Source organism: Janthinobacterium sp. GW823-FHT03B06, assembly GCF_058796955.1.
In genome coordinates this window covers 323473-339945 of record NZ_JBXAJE010000005.1, presented here as the reverse complement: position 1 = coordinate 339945, position 16473 = coordinate 323473, and the positions used below count along the sequence as shown (strand labels likewise).

The 16473-nt window shown below is 63.1% G+C and carries 13 protein-coding genes; 4 read left to right on the top strand and 9 right to left on the bottom strand.

The window, feature by feature from the left end; genetic code table 11:
• Positions 1-10: 10 nt before the first annotated feature.
• From AC1RBA_RS18960 to xsc (AC1RBA_RS18950), 3 genes are all read right to left on the bottom strand, one after another.
• Complete coding sequence (locus tag AC1RBA_RS18960; protein ID WP_070290394.1) at positions 11-1450, bottom strand: NAD(P)/FAD-dependent oxidoreductase; 1440 nt, start codon at positions 1448-1450, stop codon at positions 11-13.
• A gap of 25 nt (positions 1451-1475) precedes the next feature.
• Positions 1476-1883, bottom strand: coding sequence for a nuclear transport factor 2 family protein (locus tag AC1RBA_RS18955; RefSeq protein ID WP_070290384.1), 408 nt, complete (start codon positions 1881-1883; stop codon positions 1476-1478).
• Between the two features lie 294 nt (positions 1884-2177).
• Positions 2178-3986, bottom strand: a complete 1809-nt coding sequence (gene xsc, locus AC1RBA_RS18950; protein WP_474295692.1) for a sulfoacetaldehyde acetyltransferase — start codon at positions 3984-3986, stop codon at positions 2178-2180.
• Positions 3987-4209: 223 nt separating this feature from the next.
• On the opposite strand from xsc (AC1RBA_RS18950), the gene AC1RBA_RS18945 reads away from it, so the two are divergent.
• Genes AC1RBA_RS18945 through AC1RBA_RS18935 form a run of 3 tightly spaced genes read left to right on the top strand, consistent with a single transcriptional unit; the run spans position 4210 to position 7792 of the window.
• Positions 4210-5046 carry an IclR family transcriptional regulator gene (locus tag AC1RBA_RS18945; RefSeq protein ID WP_373632440.1) on the top strand — a complete coding sequence of 279 codons (837 nt, stop codon included), beginning with the start codon at positions 4210-4212 and terminating at the stop codon, positions 5044-5046.
• Between the two features lie 41 nt (positions 5047-5087).
• Positions 5088-6062 carry an AAA family ATPase gene (locus tag AC1RBA_RS18940; protein WP_492419575.1) on the top strand — a complete coding sequence of 325 codons (975 nt, stop codon included), beginning with the start codon at positions 5088-5090 and terminating at the stop codon, positions 6060-6062.
• Positions 6059-7792 carry a cobaltochelatase CobT-related protein gene (locus AC1RBA_RS18935; protein ID WP_492419574.1) on the top strand — a complete coding sequence of 578 codons (1734 nt, stop codon included), beginning with the start codon at positions 6059-6061 and terminating at the stop codon, positions 7790-7792. Before AC1RBA_RS18940 ends, AC1RBA_RS18935 begins: the two co-directional genes overlap by 4 nt.
• Here the strand turns inward: AC1RBA_RS18935 and AC1RBA_RS18930 are convergent, their stop codons facing one another.
• The 3 genes from AC1RBA_RS18930 to AC1RBA_RS18920 form a co-directional block, all read right to left on the bottom strand.
• Positions 7793-8485 (bottom strand): choice-of-anchor E domain-containing protein, encoded by a 693-nt coding sequence (locus AC1RBA_RS18930; RefSeq protein ID WP_492419573.1) that lies wholly within the window; start codon positions 8483-8485, stop codon positions 7793-7795.
• A gap of 242 nt (positions 8486-8727) precedes the next feature.
• Positions 8728-9870: an AAA family ATPase gene (locus AC1RBA_RS18925; RefSeq protein ID WP_492419572.1), complete on the bottom strand. Its 1143-nt coding sequence runs from the start codon at positions 9868-9870 to the stop codon at positions 8728-8730.
• Entirely contained in the window at positions 9867-10754 is an 888-nt protein-coding gene (locus AC1RBA_RS18920; protein WP_492419571.1) for an RNA ligase family protein, read from the bottom strand. The genes AC1RBA_RS18925 and AC1RBA_RS18920 overlap by 4 nt, the downstream gene beginning before the upstream one ends.
• Positions 10755-11191: 437 nt before the next feature.
• Here AC1RBA_RS18920 and AC1RBA_RS18915 point away from each other — a divergent pair, with 437 nt between their 5' ends.
• Positions 11192-12589, top strand: a complete 1398-nt coding sequence (locus AC1RBA_RS18915) for an RtcB family protein (RefSeq protein ID WP_492419570.1) — start codon at positions 11192-11194, stop codon at positions 12587-12589.
• On the opposite strand, the gene AC1RBA_RS18910 is transcribed toward AC1RBA_RS18915, so the two are convergent.
• From AC1RBA_RS18910 to xsc (AC1RBA_RS18900), 3 genes are all read right to left on the bottom strand, one after another.
• Complete coding sequence (locus AC1RBA_RS18910) at positions 12586-13359, bottom strand: TSUP family transporter (protein WP_492419569.1); 774 nt, start codon at positions 13357-13359, stop codon at positions 12586-12588. The genes AC1RBA_RS18915 and AC1RBA_RS18910 overlap by 4 nt on opposite strands.
• Entirely contained in the window at positions 13349-14350 is a 1002-nt protein-coding gene (pta, locus tag AC1RBA_RS18905; protein WP_409026796.1) for a phosphate acetyltransferase, read from the bottom strand. Before pta ends, AC1RBA_RS18910 begins: the two co-directional genes overlap by 11 nt.
• Before the next feature lie 262 nt (positions 14351-14612).
• Positions 14613-16427 carry a sulfoacetaldehyde acetyltransferase gene (gene xsc / locus AC1RBA_RS18900; RefSeq protein ID WP_492419568.1) on the bottom strand — a complete coding sequence of 605 codons (1815 nt, stop codon included), beginning with the start codon at positions 16425-16427 and terminating at the stop codon, positions 14613-14615.
• Positions 16428-16473 lie beyond the last annotated feature (46 nt).

The following is a 16473-nucleotide window of genomic DNA, read 5'->3' as shown; positions in this document are numbered from 1 at the left end:
CTACTGCTATTTAAAACACTTCATCCTTCAAGTGATACCAGCGGTACAGGAAGCGCTGGCCCAGGCGGCGGAACGGGGCGAACGCTTGCGACTCGACCAGTTCCATCATGTTCGGGTACGGCAATTTCGAATTGAAGATCGGCAAGCCCGTGTCGCTGGCCTTGCCCGCGATGCGTTCGGCCATGCGCCGACCCGCCTGCGCCGAGTACATGACGCCGTTGCCGCCGTAACCGAGTGAATAGAAGATCGATTGCTTGGGGTCGGGTTGCACGATGCGCGGCATCATGTCGTGGCTGACGTCGACCCAGCCCCACCATGAGTAATCGATGGGAATACCGGTCAGCGCGGGGAACTTGCGGTGCAGATCGTTGATCAAAAACTGTTTATATCTGTCGTCCGGCGCGTCGGCGCCCGTGATGGCGCTGCGGCTGCCGATCTGCACGCGGTTGTCCGGCATCAAGCGGTAGTAGTGGCGCAGGATGCGCGTATCCGTGATCACCTGGTGGGTGCGGAAGTTGCACGCCTCGATTTCCGCCGGGGTCAACGGGCGCGTGACGATGGAATTCGACAGGATCGGCAGTAGCCGGTTTTTCACTTGCGCATGCAGGTGGGGCGAGGTGTAGCCGCCCGTGGCCACGGCCACAGAGCGGGCCCGCACCACGCCGCCCGGCGTTTGCAGGTAATGCACGCCGTTGCGCGTTTCCCAGCCCATCACAGGGCTGGACGGATGCACCTTGGCGCCCAGCGCGCGCGCCTTGCGCAGGTAGCCGAAGGCCAGCTTGCCCGCGTGGATGCCGATGCCTTCCGGTTCGTGCAGCGCGCCGGCCGCTTCCTTGTCGTCGACGAATTCGCGCTTGACGGTGTCGGCGTCGAGGATGCGGGCGTCGTACTTGAAGATCTCGCGCATGACCTTGGCCTCTTTTTCCAGCGCGGGCATGGCTTTCGCTTTGTGGGCGATGTACAGGTGGCCGCCCGGCTGCGGGTCGCAATCGATGTCGGCCGTGATCTTCTTGAAGGTTTCCATCGCGTCGCACACTTCCGTGTGCAATTTGAGGGCCGTGTCCATGCCGTAACGGGCGATCCACTGCGAGCGCTTCAGGCGGCCCGTCGTGCATTGCGCCTGGCCGCCGTTGCGCGTGCTGCAGCCCCAGCTGACCCGGTTCGCTTCCAGCACGGTAGCCTTGATGCCGTGTTCCTGGGCCAGGAAGATGGCGCAGGAGAGACCGGTAAAACCCGAGCCGATGATGGCCACGTCGACGTCGATGTCATGCGTGATGGGACCGTCGTCGGCGGGCGGCTCGCCGGCCGTGCCGATCCAGTAGGTGGGCGCGTAGGCATTGCCGTGGCCGGGGCGCTGGGCCACCAGCGGATCGAAGGCGGGATCGTAGGGCGTGCGGGCGGCGGTGCTGCTGCCCAGTACGTCAGATGGAGTGTCGACAGGTTTGTTCATGATCATTCCCGGTGAACGTACTGGCTTAAGCTTTGACGACGGGTGGGCGATCCTTGCGGAAGGCGTTCTTCACGGCGATCTTGCCGTCGCGGAAAGTGAAGATGTCGACCATGCGCGCCTCGATGCGCGTGCCGTCCGCCTTGGTGCCGGCAAAGGTCGATTCCGTCACGCCGCGCTGGCCGCTGACGAAGTGCTCCGGGTTGAGCCAGGCGGCGTCGGGAAAGGTTTGCCAGGCCAGCTCGAAACCGGCGCGCACGGCGTCGCGGCCGACAAAACTCTTGCCCAGCAAGTCAGGGCCGGCCACGGCGTGGAATTCGCAGTCGTCGGCCATGGCGGCCATCAGGGCCTCGATATCGTGGCGGTTCCAGGCATCGCCGAAGGCTTGCAGAAAGTCGATGGTGACGGCGTCGGTGTGCGGTACAGGGTGGTTCATGGTGGTCTCCGTAAATCGTTTTTGATACGCTACGTTCCGTTTTTTGTCTTTTATTGAATTTAAGCCTTAAGCATGGCCTTGTCAAATCAAATAATTCAATTACCGGGACGCTTTGTCTTCTTTATTGAAATTATGATGTTTTCATGACAATCTGTGAGAATTTGGTCACAACGCTTTGTCGGATTACGCCGGGCTTTGCCCGGCTAATCCGACCTACGCCAGCACCACGCGTAAATTGCGTAGGTTGGGTAGGTTGGATTAGCCCAACGGGCGTAATCCAACAACCTCAGCGCATCAAACGTAGTCTTTATATTTATCCAGATGACGAATTGGTTTACTCAGCGCATCGCGGCGGAACGGGTCGCCCAGTTCGCGCGTGCACATGATCTCAATGATGGTGGTCTTGCCTTCATTCATCTGCATGTCGATCGCCTTCTTCAGGGCCGGCCCCACGTCTTCCAGCTTGTCGACCGTGATGCCTTCGGCGCCCATGGCCCGCGCAATTTCCGCGAAACTCTGGTTGTCGAGCTCGCCGGCAACGAAGCGGCGGTTGTAGAAATCGACCTGGTTCTTCTTTTCCGCGCCCCACTGGCGGTTGTGGAACACCACGGCCGTCACGGGAATGTTGTGGCGCACGCAGGTCATCGTTTCCATCAGGCTCATGCCCCAGGCGCCGTCGCCCGCATACGACACGGCGGGACGGTGCGGCGCCGCCACTTTCGCGCCGATGATGGTCGGGAACGCATAGCCGCAGTTGCCAAAGCTCATCGCCGCAAAGAAGCTGCGCGGCTTTTCGAAGCGCAGGTAACTATTCGCCACCGAGTTGATGTTGCCGATGTCGGTCGACACCATCACGTCTTCCGGCATGGCCTTTTCCAGCTCGCGCAGCACCTGGCGCGGGTGCAGGTAGTTGCCCGGCTCCTTCTTCTGCTCTTCGATCATGTCCAGGCTGTACGCATCCTTTTCGTGCGTCCAGTTCGTCAATTCCTCTTCCCACGCGGCCTTCTCGGCTTGCACGGTGGCATAGCGCGCGTCGCGCGTGGCGTCGCAGTCGAGCGTCTTGCCGTCCAGGCGAGCAATAATCGCTTTCGCGGCCGCCTTGGCGTCGCCGCAGATGCCGACCGAAATCTTTTTGACCAGACCCAGCATCTTGTTGTCCGCATCGATCTGGATGATCTTGGCATTCTTCGGCCAGTAATCCATGCCGTGCTGCGGCAAGGTGCCGAACGGTCCCAGGCGCGAGCCTAATGCGACGACGACGTCGGCCTGGGCGATCAGTTTCATGGCCGCCTTCGAACCCTGGTAGCCGAGCGGGCCGCACCACAGCGGATGGCTGGCGGGGAACGAGTCGTTATGCAGGTAGCTGTTCACGACGGGGGCGCCGAGGCGCTCGGCCAGGGCCTTGCACTCCTCGATCGCTTCGCCCATGACGACGCCGCCGCCGGAAATAATCACGGGGAACTTGGCCTTGGCCAAGAGCTCCGCCGCATCGTTGAGGCTTTGCTCGCCGCCGGCGCCGCGGTCCAGGCGGTTCGGTTTCGGGATCTCGGCCTTGATTTCGCCATAAAAATAGTCGCGCGGGATGTTCAGTTGCGTCGGACCCATTTCCGACATGGCGCGGTCGAAGCAGCGGCCCGTGAATTCCGCCATGCGGGCGGGATTGGTCACATGACCCTGATATTTCGTAAATTCCTCGAACATCGGCAACTGGTTCGCTTCCTGGAAGCCGCCCAGGCCCATGCTCATCGTGCCCGTTTCCGGCGTGATGATGACGACGGGCGTGTGCGCCCAGTAGGCGGCGGCAATGGCGGTGACGCAATTGCTGATGCCGGGGCCGTTCTGGCCGATGACGACGCCATGGCGGCCCGAGACGCGGGCATAGCCGTCGGCCATGTGGCCGGCGCCCTGCTCGTGCACGACGGGGATCAAACGGATGCCGGCGGGGGCGAAGATGTCCATCGGGTCCATGAAGGCCGAGCCCATGATGCCGAACATGTCGGTCACGCCATTGGCGGCCAGGGTTTCCACGAACGCTTCGGAAGGCGTCATCTTTTGCGGGCCGGTGGGGATGGCCGCTGCGGCGGCGGCTTTTTGCTCGGTCATGTCATTCATGGGTGTCTCCTGGTCTGTGGTAATGAACTGCAGCGTATTTATCAACTTATTTATCAAAAAACGGTATATTTTGTTCCGAAATTTGATATACAATTCAATTTAAGCGTTCGGCAATCAAAAGTCAAACAGAATTTCGAGGAAACGGTACAATTTGAGTTCGAAAATGAAATAAGCTGATGTAACACTCAGATACCCAACCGAGGCCACCATGGACATGATTTCATCCCCAAAACTTGAGCCGGAAAAACTGGAAGGCGACACGCCCACGATGCGTTTGTTTGCCTTGCTGGAAGTGATTGCCGAAAAAGACCAGTTGCTGTCGCTGCAAGCGCTGGTGGAAGAAACGGGGCTGCCGAAGCCCACCCTGCACCGCATGCTGCAACAGCTGGAAAGCGTGGGCGTGCTGCAGCGCGAAAGCGACGGCCGCCACTACAGCACGGGCGTGCGCCTGCGCCGCCTGGCGTCTAACCTCTTGATTAACAACACCTTCCATGGCGCCCGCCGCATGGTCTTGCGCCAGCTGGTCGAGGAAGTGGGCGAAAGCTGCAACCTGACGGCCTTCAGCGGCAGCGAAGTGGTGTACCTGGACCGGGTGGAAACGGCGGCGCCGCTGCGCTTCTACCTGCATCCCGGTTCGCGGGTGCCGGCACACTGCTCGTCGAGCGGCAAGCTGTTCCTGGCGCAAATGACGCCTGTGCAACGGCGCCGCCTGCTGGGCCACATGGAATTGACGCGCTTTACGGACAAGACGGAAACGGACCCCGTCAAGCTCGAGCGCGAACTGGAACTGGTGCGCCGCAACGGCTATGCGCTGGACGACGAGGAATTCCTGCCCGGCCTGCTGTGCGTGGCCGTGCTGGTGCCGAACCCGAACGGCCGCTCGAACCTGGCCGTGGCGATCCAGGCGCCCATCATCCGTTTGACGCACGACAAGGCTTTACATTTCTTGCCAGCATTGCAACGCGCCGCGCAAGCCCTGGCCGCCATCGAATCGGAAACCATGCCGACGACGGGCGGGGACGACGACGCATTGCAGACAGGTAATTCATAACCGCTGCGGCACCCATGCTGCGGCTTGACCAGGAGAACAAGGTGCCAGATTCACGCCAACATCCCCCCGCCGCCGCAGCGCAAACCTTGCAGTCCGTGCGCAGCCTGTTCCATATCGACAGCGACTTGCTCGTGCCCGTCTTCACGGAACGCGACCCGCACGTGCCCGACATCGATCCCGCCTACCGCTTCAACAAGGACGTGACCCTGGCCATCCTGGCCGGCTTCACGCATAACCGCCGCGTGATGGTGCAGGGCTTGCACGGCACGGGCAAATCTACGCATATCGAGCAGGTGGCGGCGCGCCTGAACTGGCCCTGCGTGCGGGTCAACCTCGACGGCCACATCAGCCGCCTGGACCTGGTCGGCAAGGACGCCATCGTGCTGCGCGAGCAGCAGCAGGTGACGGAATTCCAGGAAGGCATCGTGCCCTGGTCGCTGCAACGGCCCGTGGCCCTGATCTTCGACGAGTACGACGCGGGCCGCCCCGACGTGATGTTCGTCATCCAGCGCATCCTCGAGCGCGACGGCAAGTTTACTTTGCTCGACCAGAACCGGGTCATCACGCCGCACCCCCACTTCCGCCTGTTCGCCACGTCGAACACGGTGGGTCTGGGCAACCTGAACGGCATGTACCACGGCACGCAAGTGCTCAATCACGCGCAGATCGACCGCTGGAACATCGTTGCCACATTGAACTATTTGCCGCAGGACGAAGAAACGGAGATCGTGCTGGCGCGTGTCCCCGCCATGAATGACGACGCGGGCCGCCAGCTGGCAAGACGCATGGTGGCCGTGGCCTGCCTCACGCGCCACGGCTATGCGGCGGGCGACCTCGCGTGCCTGATGTCGCCGCGCACGGTAATCACCTGGGCGGAAAACTGCCAGATCTTCCGCGATCCGGCCCTGGCCTTCCGCCTGTCCTTCCTCAACAAATGCGACGAGGCCGAGCGGCCCATGGTGGCCGAGTATTACCAGCGCTGTTTCAACGAGGAATTGCTGTCGAGCCAGGCATGAGCACCGAAGCGACCGCGCCCGCCGCCTACACGCGCGAACAACAGGAAACGGACGAGTTGTGCGCGGGCGCGATCCGCGCACTGAGCGGCGTTGCCTCCGTCCGCTACCGGGGCCGGCGCCTGCACGACGGCCACCGTCCCCTGCCCATCCACGCGGCCCATCTGCAGCCCGATGCGGCGCTGCAGGATTTGCCCTCGCTGCGCGGCGCGGCCGACAGCGTGGCCCTGCGCCTGCTGCACACGGATGCGGCCCTGCACAAGTCGCTGTGCCCGCTTGACCCCGTGGCGCGGCTCGTCTTCGAGCTGCTGGAGCAACTGCGCGTGGAAACGCTGGCGCTAGATCAACATGCCGGCGTCATCGCCAACCTGCGCCACCGTTTTACGGTATGGTCGCACGCGTTCTACGATTCCGGCCTGGCCGAAGGCGCATCGGGCTTGCTCTTGTATACAGTGTTCCAGATGTGCTGGTCGCGCCTGACGGCCCGGCCCGTGCTGGAAAAGACGGAAGATTTCATCGAAGCGACGCGCTGGTCCCTGTCCTCGCAACTGAGCGGCGACCTGGCGGGCTTGCGCCGCCACCGCGCCGACCAGCTTGCCTTTGCGCGCCATGCGCTGGCCATCGCCCATGCCGTCGACGCCATGCTGAAAGAGGCGCAGGCGGCGCGCGACGGCAGCGAGGACGACGGGGGCGACGCGAAGGCGCAGGCCGCCTTCAAGCTGCTGCTCGATTTCGACAGCGACAATGACCACCTGCCCGATGCCGCCCCGCTGGGCGACAGCCGCGCCTTCAGCGATGGCGATGGCGGCTACAAGGCTTACTCCACGGCATATGACCGCGAAGACAAGGCGGGCGAGCTCGTGCGCCGCGCCCTGCTGCTCGAATACCGCGAACGCATGGATGCGCGCATCGCCAGCCTGGGCATCAACACGGCCCGCCTGGCGCGGCGCTTCACGCAACTGCTGGCCGTACCCCAGCGCGACGGCTGGTCGTTCGGCGAGGAAGAGGGATACATCGACGGCCGGCGCCTGGCCCAGCTGATCAGCTCGCCGTCCGAGCGCAGGCTGTTTCGCAAGGAACAATTCCTGCCGCAGGCCGATTGCCTCGTCACTTTTCTTGTCGATTGCTCCGGCTCCATGAAGACGCACGCGGAATCCGTGGCCGTGCTGCTGGACATATTGCTGCGCGCGCTGGACCAGGCGGGCATCACGACGGAATTGCTGGGCTTTACGACGGGCGCGTGGAATGGGGGAAGAGTCAAACGCGACTGGATGCGCGCCCGCTCGCCCGCCAACCCGGGCCGCTTGAACGAGCTCGTGCACATGGTGTTCAAGGATGGCGAGACGAACTGGCGCCGCGCGCGGCCCGATATCGCCGCCCTGCTGAAGGCGGACCTGTACCGCGAAGGCGTCGATGGCGAAGCCGTGGATTGGGCGTGCACGCGCATGCTGGCGCGGCCCGAGCGGCGGCGCATCCTGCTCGTCGTGTCAGATGGTTGCCCGATGGATACGGCCACGAATCTGGCCAATGACGAGTTTTACCTGGCGCAGCATCTGAAACAGGTGGTGGCGCGCCGCGAAGCGCAGGGCGCCGTGGAAATTTGCGGGCTGGGCCTGGGCCTGGACCTGGGCGCTTATTACAGCCGCAGCCTGGCCACCACCCTGCCCGCCTCGCTGAACAATGAACTGTTCAGCGAGATCGCCCAGCTGATCGCCGGGCGCGGCCGGCGCTGATCAGGCGCGGGGCTTGCGGCGGCGCGCCATCACGCCGGCCAGCGCCAGCCCCGTCAGCAGCATCACATAGGTTTCCGGCTCCGGCACGGCGCTCACGTATTCATACGTCACTGCCACGCGGCCGGAAGCGGACGTCTGGAACTGCGTCAGCAAATTGCCCGCGCCGCTGCCCATCGAGGAGCCGATGGCATTCAAGCCCAGGTAAATCAAACCGCCGCCCGCCGAGGAAAACAGGGCGAAGTCGCTGGCGCTGGCGCTCGTGTAGCCATTCGAGCCCGTGCTCGAGCGCAGGCCCGTGCTGGCGCCCGAGGTGCCGGCAAAATCGATGCTGCCATCAAAGGCGCTCAGGGCGAATGTCTGCGTGAACAGCGGATTGGCCACCAGCAAGGTGGAGTTGTCGGGACGGTACAAGGTCAGCAGCGAGGCCAGGCTCAGGGTCACATTCGACGCGCTGGCGTCCAGGCTTTCCGTCCGGCCGCTGCCCTGCACGGCGCCTTCCAGATGGAACTTGATCGACGTCAGGGTGCCCAGGTTGCTGTCGAACTTGCCCAGGCCCAGGGTATCGGACCAATTGGTGGCGCCCAGGGCGCGGTCGGCGCTGAAGCTGATGGTCTGGGTGGCCGCCTGCGCGGAAGATGCGGCGCCAAGGCCTAGCACGGCGGCTGCGGCCAGTGCGATAAGAGATTTGTGCATCGATGACTCCTGTTCATTCAATGAGGAAGAGTGGATCACGCAGTGATTCACGCAGGAAGCGCGAGGGAGGTCCCTCGCGCCACAGCCCGGCCATTCAGCTAACCAGACAATTCATTGTAATAAATGAAAGACTCACAATATACTCAGTTTGTTGCAATTTTAAAAATAACCATTAACATTTTGATTGCTCATGCAACTATCGCAAAAGCGGACGAACGCAGTGCGACACATTGGCGGGCGCCTCAATCGACGCAGTAACGCACCGCATGCGCCTCCATCGGCAGCGGAATTTCCCAGTTCCACAGCATCGCTTGCAGCTTCTTGTTGCTGAGCGATGTGTCGCGCTGGCCGTTGCGCCTGAGCAACTCCTTGCGCGGCTGTTCCAGGTACACGAGCTCCACCTGCGCATGGTATTTGTACAGCAGGTTGAGCGTCTTCTCGCGCATCAGCTTGGACAGATGCGTGGCATTCCACACGAACGGTTCGTGCTTGCGCAGCAGTTCGCGCGCCCGCTCTTCCGCATAATCGCCCACCTGCCCCTCGTTCTTGCCGTGCTTCAAGCCCAAGGCCGTCCGCGCATCGTCAAACGACACGATGGGCAGGCGCGGATGGTGCTTGTCCACCCACGTGTTCTTGCCCGATGCGGGCAAGCCCGACATGACGATCACGTGCGAACCCGGCTCCTGGAACAGCGGATAATCGGGATGCGCCTCGGCGCCGCGAAAGTATTTGACGCGCGTGTGGTCGTCGACGAAGACCCTGCGCTGGCCATAGCAGCCCTCCTCGCGCGCCAGTTCGCGGAACAGCTCGATGGCGTCGAGGATGCGCTGCGGGTCGGGACAGATGCGGCCGCGGATATCGGCCTCGGCCAGCATGGCCAGCAGGCGGATATCGACCTGCCACGACAGTTCGCGCACGGTAAATTCCGGCGTCACGCCGCGCCGCGATTGTTCCAGCGCAAAGAACGGCACCTGGTGCACATTGATCAGGCGGCAGATTTCCTCGCGCACGGCAAACGGCACGTCATAGTCCCACAAGGCAATGCGCGCATCGAGGGCGCCCTTGCGCGAGTGACCGGGCTGGCCGATGGCGCCCGTCACCGGGTCGATCACCGTGGTGCTGCACTTGGCCACGTCGTGCAGCAAGGCGGCGAGGAACACGATTTCCTGTTCCGCCCGCGTGGCTTGCTGATATTCAGGCATGCCCAGCAGGGATTCCACCACCATCATCGTATGCGTCCACACGTCGCCTTCCGCGTGATACACGGGGTTTTGCGGCGTCGTCTTCGCCAGTTCCAACTGCGGGAAGGCGGCCAGGCAGGCGCTGAAATCGGGCGACTGGCCCGCTGGCGGCACCAGTTGCTGCAGGGTTTTCCAGTTCATCATTGTGTACTCCTTGAGTAAGCTGCCAGCTCGTCGAGCGAGCTGCAGGTGTGTAAACCCAGGCTCTCCCACGTCACGAGCGGCTGCGGCGCATACAGGTCGACGCCGTCGGCCAGCTGGTTCGGGATCAATGGCCGCGCGCTGTGGTGCGAACCGCTGTCGAGGATGGTTTGCGTAAAGTCATGGCGCACCAGCTTGTAGCGGGCCAGCACTTGCTCGTCGTCTTCCACTTTCAGGTACAGGCCTTCCGCGTGGTCGGACTTGTCCGTCTGCTTCCAGCACAGGTCCAGCGGCAGGCGTTCGCGCGCCACCACGTTTTCAAAGGCCTCACGCCATAGCAGGGACTTGGCCAGCGAATGGCGCAGCAGCTGCCACAGCTGTTTCGGCGACGCGGGCATGGTGCCCGCGTACAGCACGGGGACCGACAGCACGGGCGAGCCGGCCAGCATGGCGTGGCGGCGCGCCGTCGACAGAAACATCTGGCTGCGGCGGCAATACACGTCGAACTCGTTGAAATAATGGGGCAGCCGGTCATAAAACACGGAATGCTTGCTGTAAGACCACTCGCCAAACAGCACATACTGGTCTTGCAGCAAGCCCAGCAAGGCGTGCTCGTGCGCATGGGCCCACGGTTTCAAGAGGTTGAACTGGCGTTCGCTGCCGCCGCCCGCCAGGTAGTGGCCGCGCGACTGCAGCAGCACCTCGCCCGCATCGCTGAACGACACGGCGGAGTTGGCGCCATCGATTTTTTCCTCGATGACGACGTACTGGCCGGCCAGCTTTTTCAATGGCATCTGGTCGGAACCGTCGTCGCCGTCCTGCAGGCGCGAGCCTTCCAGGTGCGGCGTGCGCGGGTATTTAAATAAAGGCAAAGATTGTAAAAACATAGCGTCCCACGCCGCGTTCACCGGGGCGTGTCCATACAGGGTCAGGGGTGCTGACGACGTGTTCGGGCGTGGACGATCAGGACGGTGGTCCTGGATACGTGCGCGGAAAGAGCAAAAACAGTGCCGCAGCAATCGGGGGCGTCAACGCGCCGAACGATGCTGCAGAGAGCATTTCGTCAGCGTTAGCAGGTGATGGCGAAGAAGCGAGGCACTTTTGGCTCCAATAAGGAAGAGGTTCGAGAAAGAACGGGGAATATAAAGGCTGTTTGATTATTTTGCAAGTGGCTCATCCGTATCGTGCGCATTCTTGTACGCTCCCCCGCTTTGCAATCCCCGCAAAATTTGCTAAGCTGGCGGCACTTCCTGTCGCTGCTGCGTGGAAAACAAACATGGCCCTTGCAAAAGGGCCGTGCATTCGTTATTTCCGGAGCAGAATCGTGTTTCCCCTATCCAGATTACAAAAAGCCCTGCGCCGCCAGGGCATCGACGTCGCCTATGCCGACGGTATTTATACGCTCAGCAATCCGCACGCCCAGGCGTCCGTGCTGCTGCCCCATAACTTTCCCCTCGAGGAAAAAGCCGTGCGACAGCTGATGGAATTTGCCGCCGTCGCCGTGCCCGGCCAGGATGGCCATGTGTGCAAGGCGTGCGCCACGCCCGACTTCCACCCTGGCAGCATCGCGCCCGTCGGCAGCATCGTCGCCACCAGCCCCGACATGGTGATCCCCGCCATCCCCGGCACGGACATCGCCTGCGGCATGCGCCTGATCACGACGGGCTTGACCCTGGCCCAGTTCGAAGCGCGCAAGCCGCAACTGCTCGCCAAGCTCAAACACGTGTTGCTGGAAGACGGCCGCAACGTGCCGCTGCGCTCGAAGGCGTTTGCCGCCCTGTTCGACGTGGGTCCGGCAGCGTTCATCGACAGCCTGCATGACGATGGCTTGTGGCCCCGCGTCGACAAGGAGCGTTTGCTGCGCGAGCTCGACGCTTGCATCGCCCTGCGCGAACTGGGCGGCGGCTTGCGCCATGCGCCCGCAGCGCTGGTCGGCACGCGCGAAGTGATACGCGATCCCAGCCTGGGCACGACGGGATCGGGCAACCATTTTGTGGAAATCCAGCTGGTCGATACGGTCATGGACCGCCACGCCGCGTACCGGCACGGGCTGGTACCGGGCGAAGTGGTCGTCATGATCCACAGCGGCAGCCGCGACGTGGGTTTTTTTGTCGGCAGCCGCTGGATGGATCGCGCCAGGGAGGCGTGGCCGAAAGGCGTGCGCCACCCGCAGTCGGGCCTGTACGGCTTGACGGGCGAACTGGCCGGCGAATACATGGACGCCATGGGCGTGGCCTCGCGCTATGCCTGGGTCAACCGCATGGTATTGGCCGAACTGGTGCGCGACAGCCTGTCGCAAGTGTTTGCGCAGGATCAATCGCGCCTGGTGGTCGACGTGCCGCACAACGTCATCCTGCGCGAGCATGGCATGAACATCCACCGCAAGGGCGCCACGCCGGCGCGCGAAGGCGACCTGGCGCTGATCCCCGGCTCCATGGGCGACTATTCCTACGTGGCAACGGGGATGGGCAACCCCGACTGGCTGTGGTCGTGCTCGCACGGCGCGGGACGCAGCATCCGCAGGCAAGCCATGCGCGCCATCCGGCCCACGGTGGGCGGCGACGAGATGATCTTCCAGTGCGTGACGCTGCGCGAGGAACGCCGCGTCGAGGAAGCGCCGATGGCGTATAAAAAGATCGGTCCCGTCATCGCCGCGCAGGAGGAAGCGGGCTTGCTGCAATCGGTGGCGCGCTTGAAACCTTTATTGACGTTCAAGGCCTAGCGCAGCAATTGCGGCACGGCCGCCGCCATCAGCGACAGGCCGATGGCGGTCAGCACGGCAAACGCGATGCGGCGCATGCCGCGCTGGGCGATCGGCGGCGGATAGCGTTTGCCGGCCATCGTGGCCAGTACGCCCACGGGCAAGGCCAGCGCACACAGCAACAACACTTTCCCATCGAGCTGGCCCTGGCTGCCCGCCATCAGCGAGCGCCCGCCCGCGCTGATGGCGAACAGAAAGATCAGGCTGTAGCGGATGGTGGTTAAACTCATTTCCTGACGGTAAAACTGGTACACGAGGGGCGGGCCGGCCAGCGAAAACAGGCCCGAGAACAGGCCGCCGCACACGCCGCTGATGAAGAAACTGCGCTTGTCCGCCGCGCCCGGTCCCGGCGGCGCCTGCAGCAGGATGCTGACGCCGCCATACACGATGGCCGCGCCCAGCAACAGTTTCAGCAAGGGCGCATATGCCTGGTCCAGATATCCCAACAGCAAGACGCCGGCCGCCATGGCCGGCAGCAAGCCGATGCTGGCAGCGCGGATGGCGCGCCAATCGAGGTGGTGCAAGGCGCCCGGCAAGGCCACGAGGCAATTGGCAAGCGACAATAAACTGACGAGGGCCGCCAGCGCGGGCACGGGCGCCAGGCCGAGGCCGCTGGCCACGCCCATGACGATCATGCCCAGGCCAAAGCCCGTGACGGTCTGGAAATACGTGCCGGCCGCCACCACGCCCAACAGCGCCAGCACGGGCAAGCTGAAAAACTCAGCTCCCACCCTGGGCCTGCACGGCCGTCACGGCAATGACGTTGTAGACGTCGTCGGCGCTGCAGCCGCGCGACAAATCGTTGGCCGGCTTGTTCAAGCCCTGCAGCAAGGGCCCGATGGCGACGGCGCCGCCCATGCGCTCGGCCAGCTTGTAGCCGATATTGCCCGCGTCCAGGTTCGGGAACACCAGCACGTTCGCGCGGCCGTTGACGACGGAATCCTTGACTTTTCTCTGCGAAATTTCGGCCACGATGGCCGCGTCGAGCTGTACGTCGCCATCGATGGCCAGCAGCGGGCGCTGGGCCTTGACCCGGTCCGTGGCCGCATGCACCTTGTCGACGGCCGCATGGTGGGCGCTGCCGCTGGTGGAAAACGACAGCATGGCGACCCGCGGTTCTTCCATCAGCAAGGCTTGCGCGCTGTCGGCGGCGGCCATGGCGATGTCGGCCAGTTCCTCGGCCTTCGGATCGACGACGAGGGCGCAGTCGGAAAAGATAAAACCGCCTTTGAGGCTGTGGAACGGTTCGCACAGCATCATCAGGAAAAAGCTCGACACGAGCTTGAAGGCCGGGTCGACGCCGATGATCTGGATGGCGCTGCGCACCACGTCGGCCGTCGTGTGCACGGCCCCCGCCACGCAACCGTCGGCGTCGCCCAGGCGCACCATCAGGTTGGCGTAGCACAACGGGTCTTGCACGGCGATGCGCGCCTGCTCCACCGTCATGCCCTTGGCTTGGCGCAACACGAACAATTGCTGGGCATAGTGTTCCGACTCGTCGGACGTGGCCGGGTCGACCAGGCGCACGCTATCGAGGTCGAGCCCGTGCTCGTGCGCCAGGGCGAGGATGGCGGCCGGCTGGCCGACGAGGGTGATGTGCGCCAGACCTTCGGCGGCAGCCCGCGCGGCCGCCTGCAGCACGCGCGCATCGCCGCCCTCGCACAACACGATGTTTTTCGGCACGGCGCGGGCTTGCTCGATGATGCGGTGCAGGGCTTTCATGGCGACTCCAATTCGGTAAAAAAAGTGCCGGAACCATGGAAGCATAAAGATGGTTCCGGCACATAAAACCCGGCAAGCCGGGGTCATACAAGGATCGGTCGGGGTGGTGTCGGATGACGCCGGGCCTGGCTACTGCCCGGGTGGTGTCGGATTACGCCGGGCTTTGCCCGGCTAATCCGACCTACGCCAGCACCACGCGTAAATTGCGTAGGTTGGGTAGGTTGGATTAGCCCAACGGGCGTAATCCAACAACCTCAGCGCATCAAACGTAGTCTTTATACTTATCCAGATGACGAATTGGTTTACTCAGCGCATCGCGGCGGAACGGGTCGCCCAGCTCGCGCGTGCACATGATCTCAATGATGGTCGTCTTGCCTTCATTCATCTGCATGTCGATCGCCTTCTTCAATGCCGGTCCCACGTCTTCCAGCTTGTCGACCGTGATGCCTTCGGCGCCCATGGCCCGCGCAATTTCCGCGAAACTCTGGTTGTCGAGCTCGCCGGCAACAAAACGGCGGTTGTAGAAATCGACCTGGTTCTTCTTTTCCGCGCCCCACTGGCGGTTGTGGAACACCACGGCGGTGACGGGAATGTTGTGGCGCACGCAGGTCATCGTTTCCATCAGGCTCATGCCCCAGGCGCCGTCGCCCGCATACGACACGGCCGGACGGTGCGGCGCCGCCACCTTGGCGCCGATGATGGTCGGGAACGCATAGCCGCAGTTGCCAAAGCTCATCGCCGCAAAGAAGCTGCGCGGCTTTTCGAAGCGCAAGTAACTATTCGCCACCGAGTTGATGTTGCCGATGTCGGTCGACACCATCACGTCTTCCGGCATGGCTTTTTCCAGCTCGCGCAAGACCTGGCGCGGGTGCAGATAATTGCCCGGCTCTTTCTTCTGCTCTTCGATCATGTCCAGGCTGTACGCATCTTTCTCGTGCGTCCAGTTCGTCAATTCCTCTTCCCACGCGGCCTTCTCCGCTTGCACGGTGGCGTAGCGCGCGTCGCGCGTGGCGTCGCAGTCCAGCGTCTTGCCATCGAGGCGGGCAATAATCGCCTTGGCGGCCGCCTTGGCGTCGCCGCAGATGCCGACCGAAATCTTTTTGACCAGGCCCAGCATCTTGTTGTCGGCATCGATCTGGATGATCTTCGCATTCTTCGGCCAGTAATCCATGCCGTGCTGCGGCAAGGTGCCGAACGGTCCCAGGCGCGAGCCTAAAGCGACGACGACGTCGGCCTGGGCGATCAGTTTCATCGCCGCCTTCGAACCCTGGTAGCCAAGCGGACCGCACCACAGCGGGTGGCTGGCGGGAAACGAGTCGTTGTGCAGATAGCTGTTGACGACGGGCGCGCCGAGGCGCTCGGCCAGGGCCTTGCACTCGTCGATGGCTTCGCCCATGACGACGCCGCCGCCCGAGATAATCACGGGGAACTTGGCCTTGGCCAAGAGCTCCGCCGCATCGTTGAGGCTTTGCTCGCCGCCGGCGCCGCGGTCCAGGCGGTTCGGTTTCGGGATCTCGGCCTTGATTTCGCCATAGAAATAATCGCGCGGGATGTTCAGTTGCGTCGGGCCCATTTCCGACATGGCGCGGTCGAAGCAGCGGCCCGTGAATTCCGCCATGCGGGCGGGATTGGTCACATGACCCTGATATTTCGTGAATTCCTCGAACATCGGCAACTGGTTCGCTTCCTGGAAGCCGCCCAGGCCCATGCTCATCGTGCCCGTCTCGGGGGTAATGATGACGACGGGCGTATGCGCCCAGTAGGCGGCGGCAATGGCGGTGACGCAATTGCTGATGCCGGGGCCGTTCTGGCCGATGACGACGCCATGGCGGCCCGAGACGCGGGCATAACCGTCGGCCATGTGGCCGGCGCCCTGCTCGTGCACGACGGGGATCAGCCGGATGCCGGCGGGGGCAAAAATGTCCATCGGGTCCATGAAGGCCGAGCCCATGATGCCGAACATGTCGGTCACGCCATTGGCGGCCAGGGTTTCCACGAACGCTTCGGAAGGCGTCATCTTTTGCGGGCCTACTGGAACGGCAGCGGCGGCGGCTTTTTGGTCGGACAAATCGGTCATGGCTCAGTCTCCTTACGGTTTTATGAAAAATCGGTATATTTTGTTC

Excerpts from the sequence above, each read along its gene's own strand:
- xsc (WP_492419568.1), bottom strand. The coding sequence starts at position 16,427 with ATGACCGATTTGTCCGACCAAAAAGCCGCCGCCGCTGCCGTTCCAGTA.
- AC1RBA_RS18945 (WP_373632440.1), top strand. The coding sequence starts at position 4,210 with ATGATTTCATCCCCAAAACTTGAGCCGGAAAAACTGGAAGGCGACACG.
- AC1RBA_RS18920 (WP_492419571.1), bottom strand. The coding sequence starts at position 10,754 with ATGTTTTTACAATCTTTGCCTTTATTTAAATACCCGCGCACGCCGCAC.
- AC1RBA_RS18960 (WP_070290394.1), bottom strand. The coding sequence starts at position 1,450 with ATGAACAAACCTGTCGACACTCCATCTGACGTACTGGGCAGCAGCACC.
- AC1RBA_RS18925 (WP_492419572.1), bottom strand. The coding sequence starts at position 9,870 with ATGATGAACTGGAAAACCCTGCAGCAACTGGTGCCGCCAGCGGGCCAG.
- xsc (WP_474295692.1), bottom strand. The coding sequence starts at position 3,986 with ATGACCGAGCAAAAAGCCGCCGCCGCAGCGGCCATCCCCACCGGCCCG.
- AC1RBA_RS18935 (WP_492419574.1), top strand. The coding sequence starts at position 6,059 with ATGAGCACCGAAGCGACCGCGCCCGCCGCCTACACGCGCGAACAACAG.
- pta (WP_409026796.1), bottom strand. The coding sequence starts at position 14,350 with ATGAAAGCCCTGCACCGCATCATCGAGCAAGCCCGCGCCGTGCCGAAA.
- AC1RBA_RS18930 (WP_492419573.1), bottom strand. The coding sequence starts at position 8,485 with ATGCACAAATCTCTTATCGCACTGGCCGCAGCCGCCGTGCTAGGCCTT.
- AC1RBA_RS18955 (WP_070290384.1), bottom strand. The coding sequence starts at position 1,883 with ATGAACCACCCTGTACCGCACACCGACGCCGTCACCATCGACTTTCTG.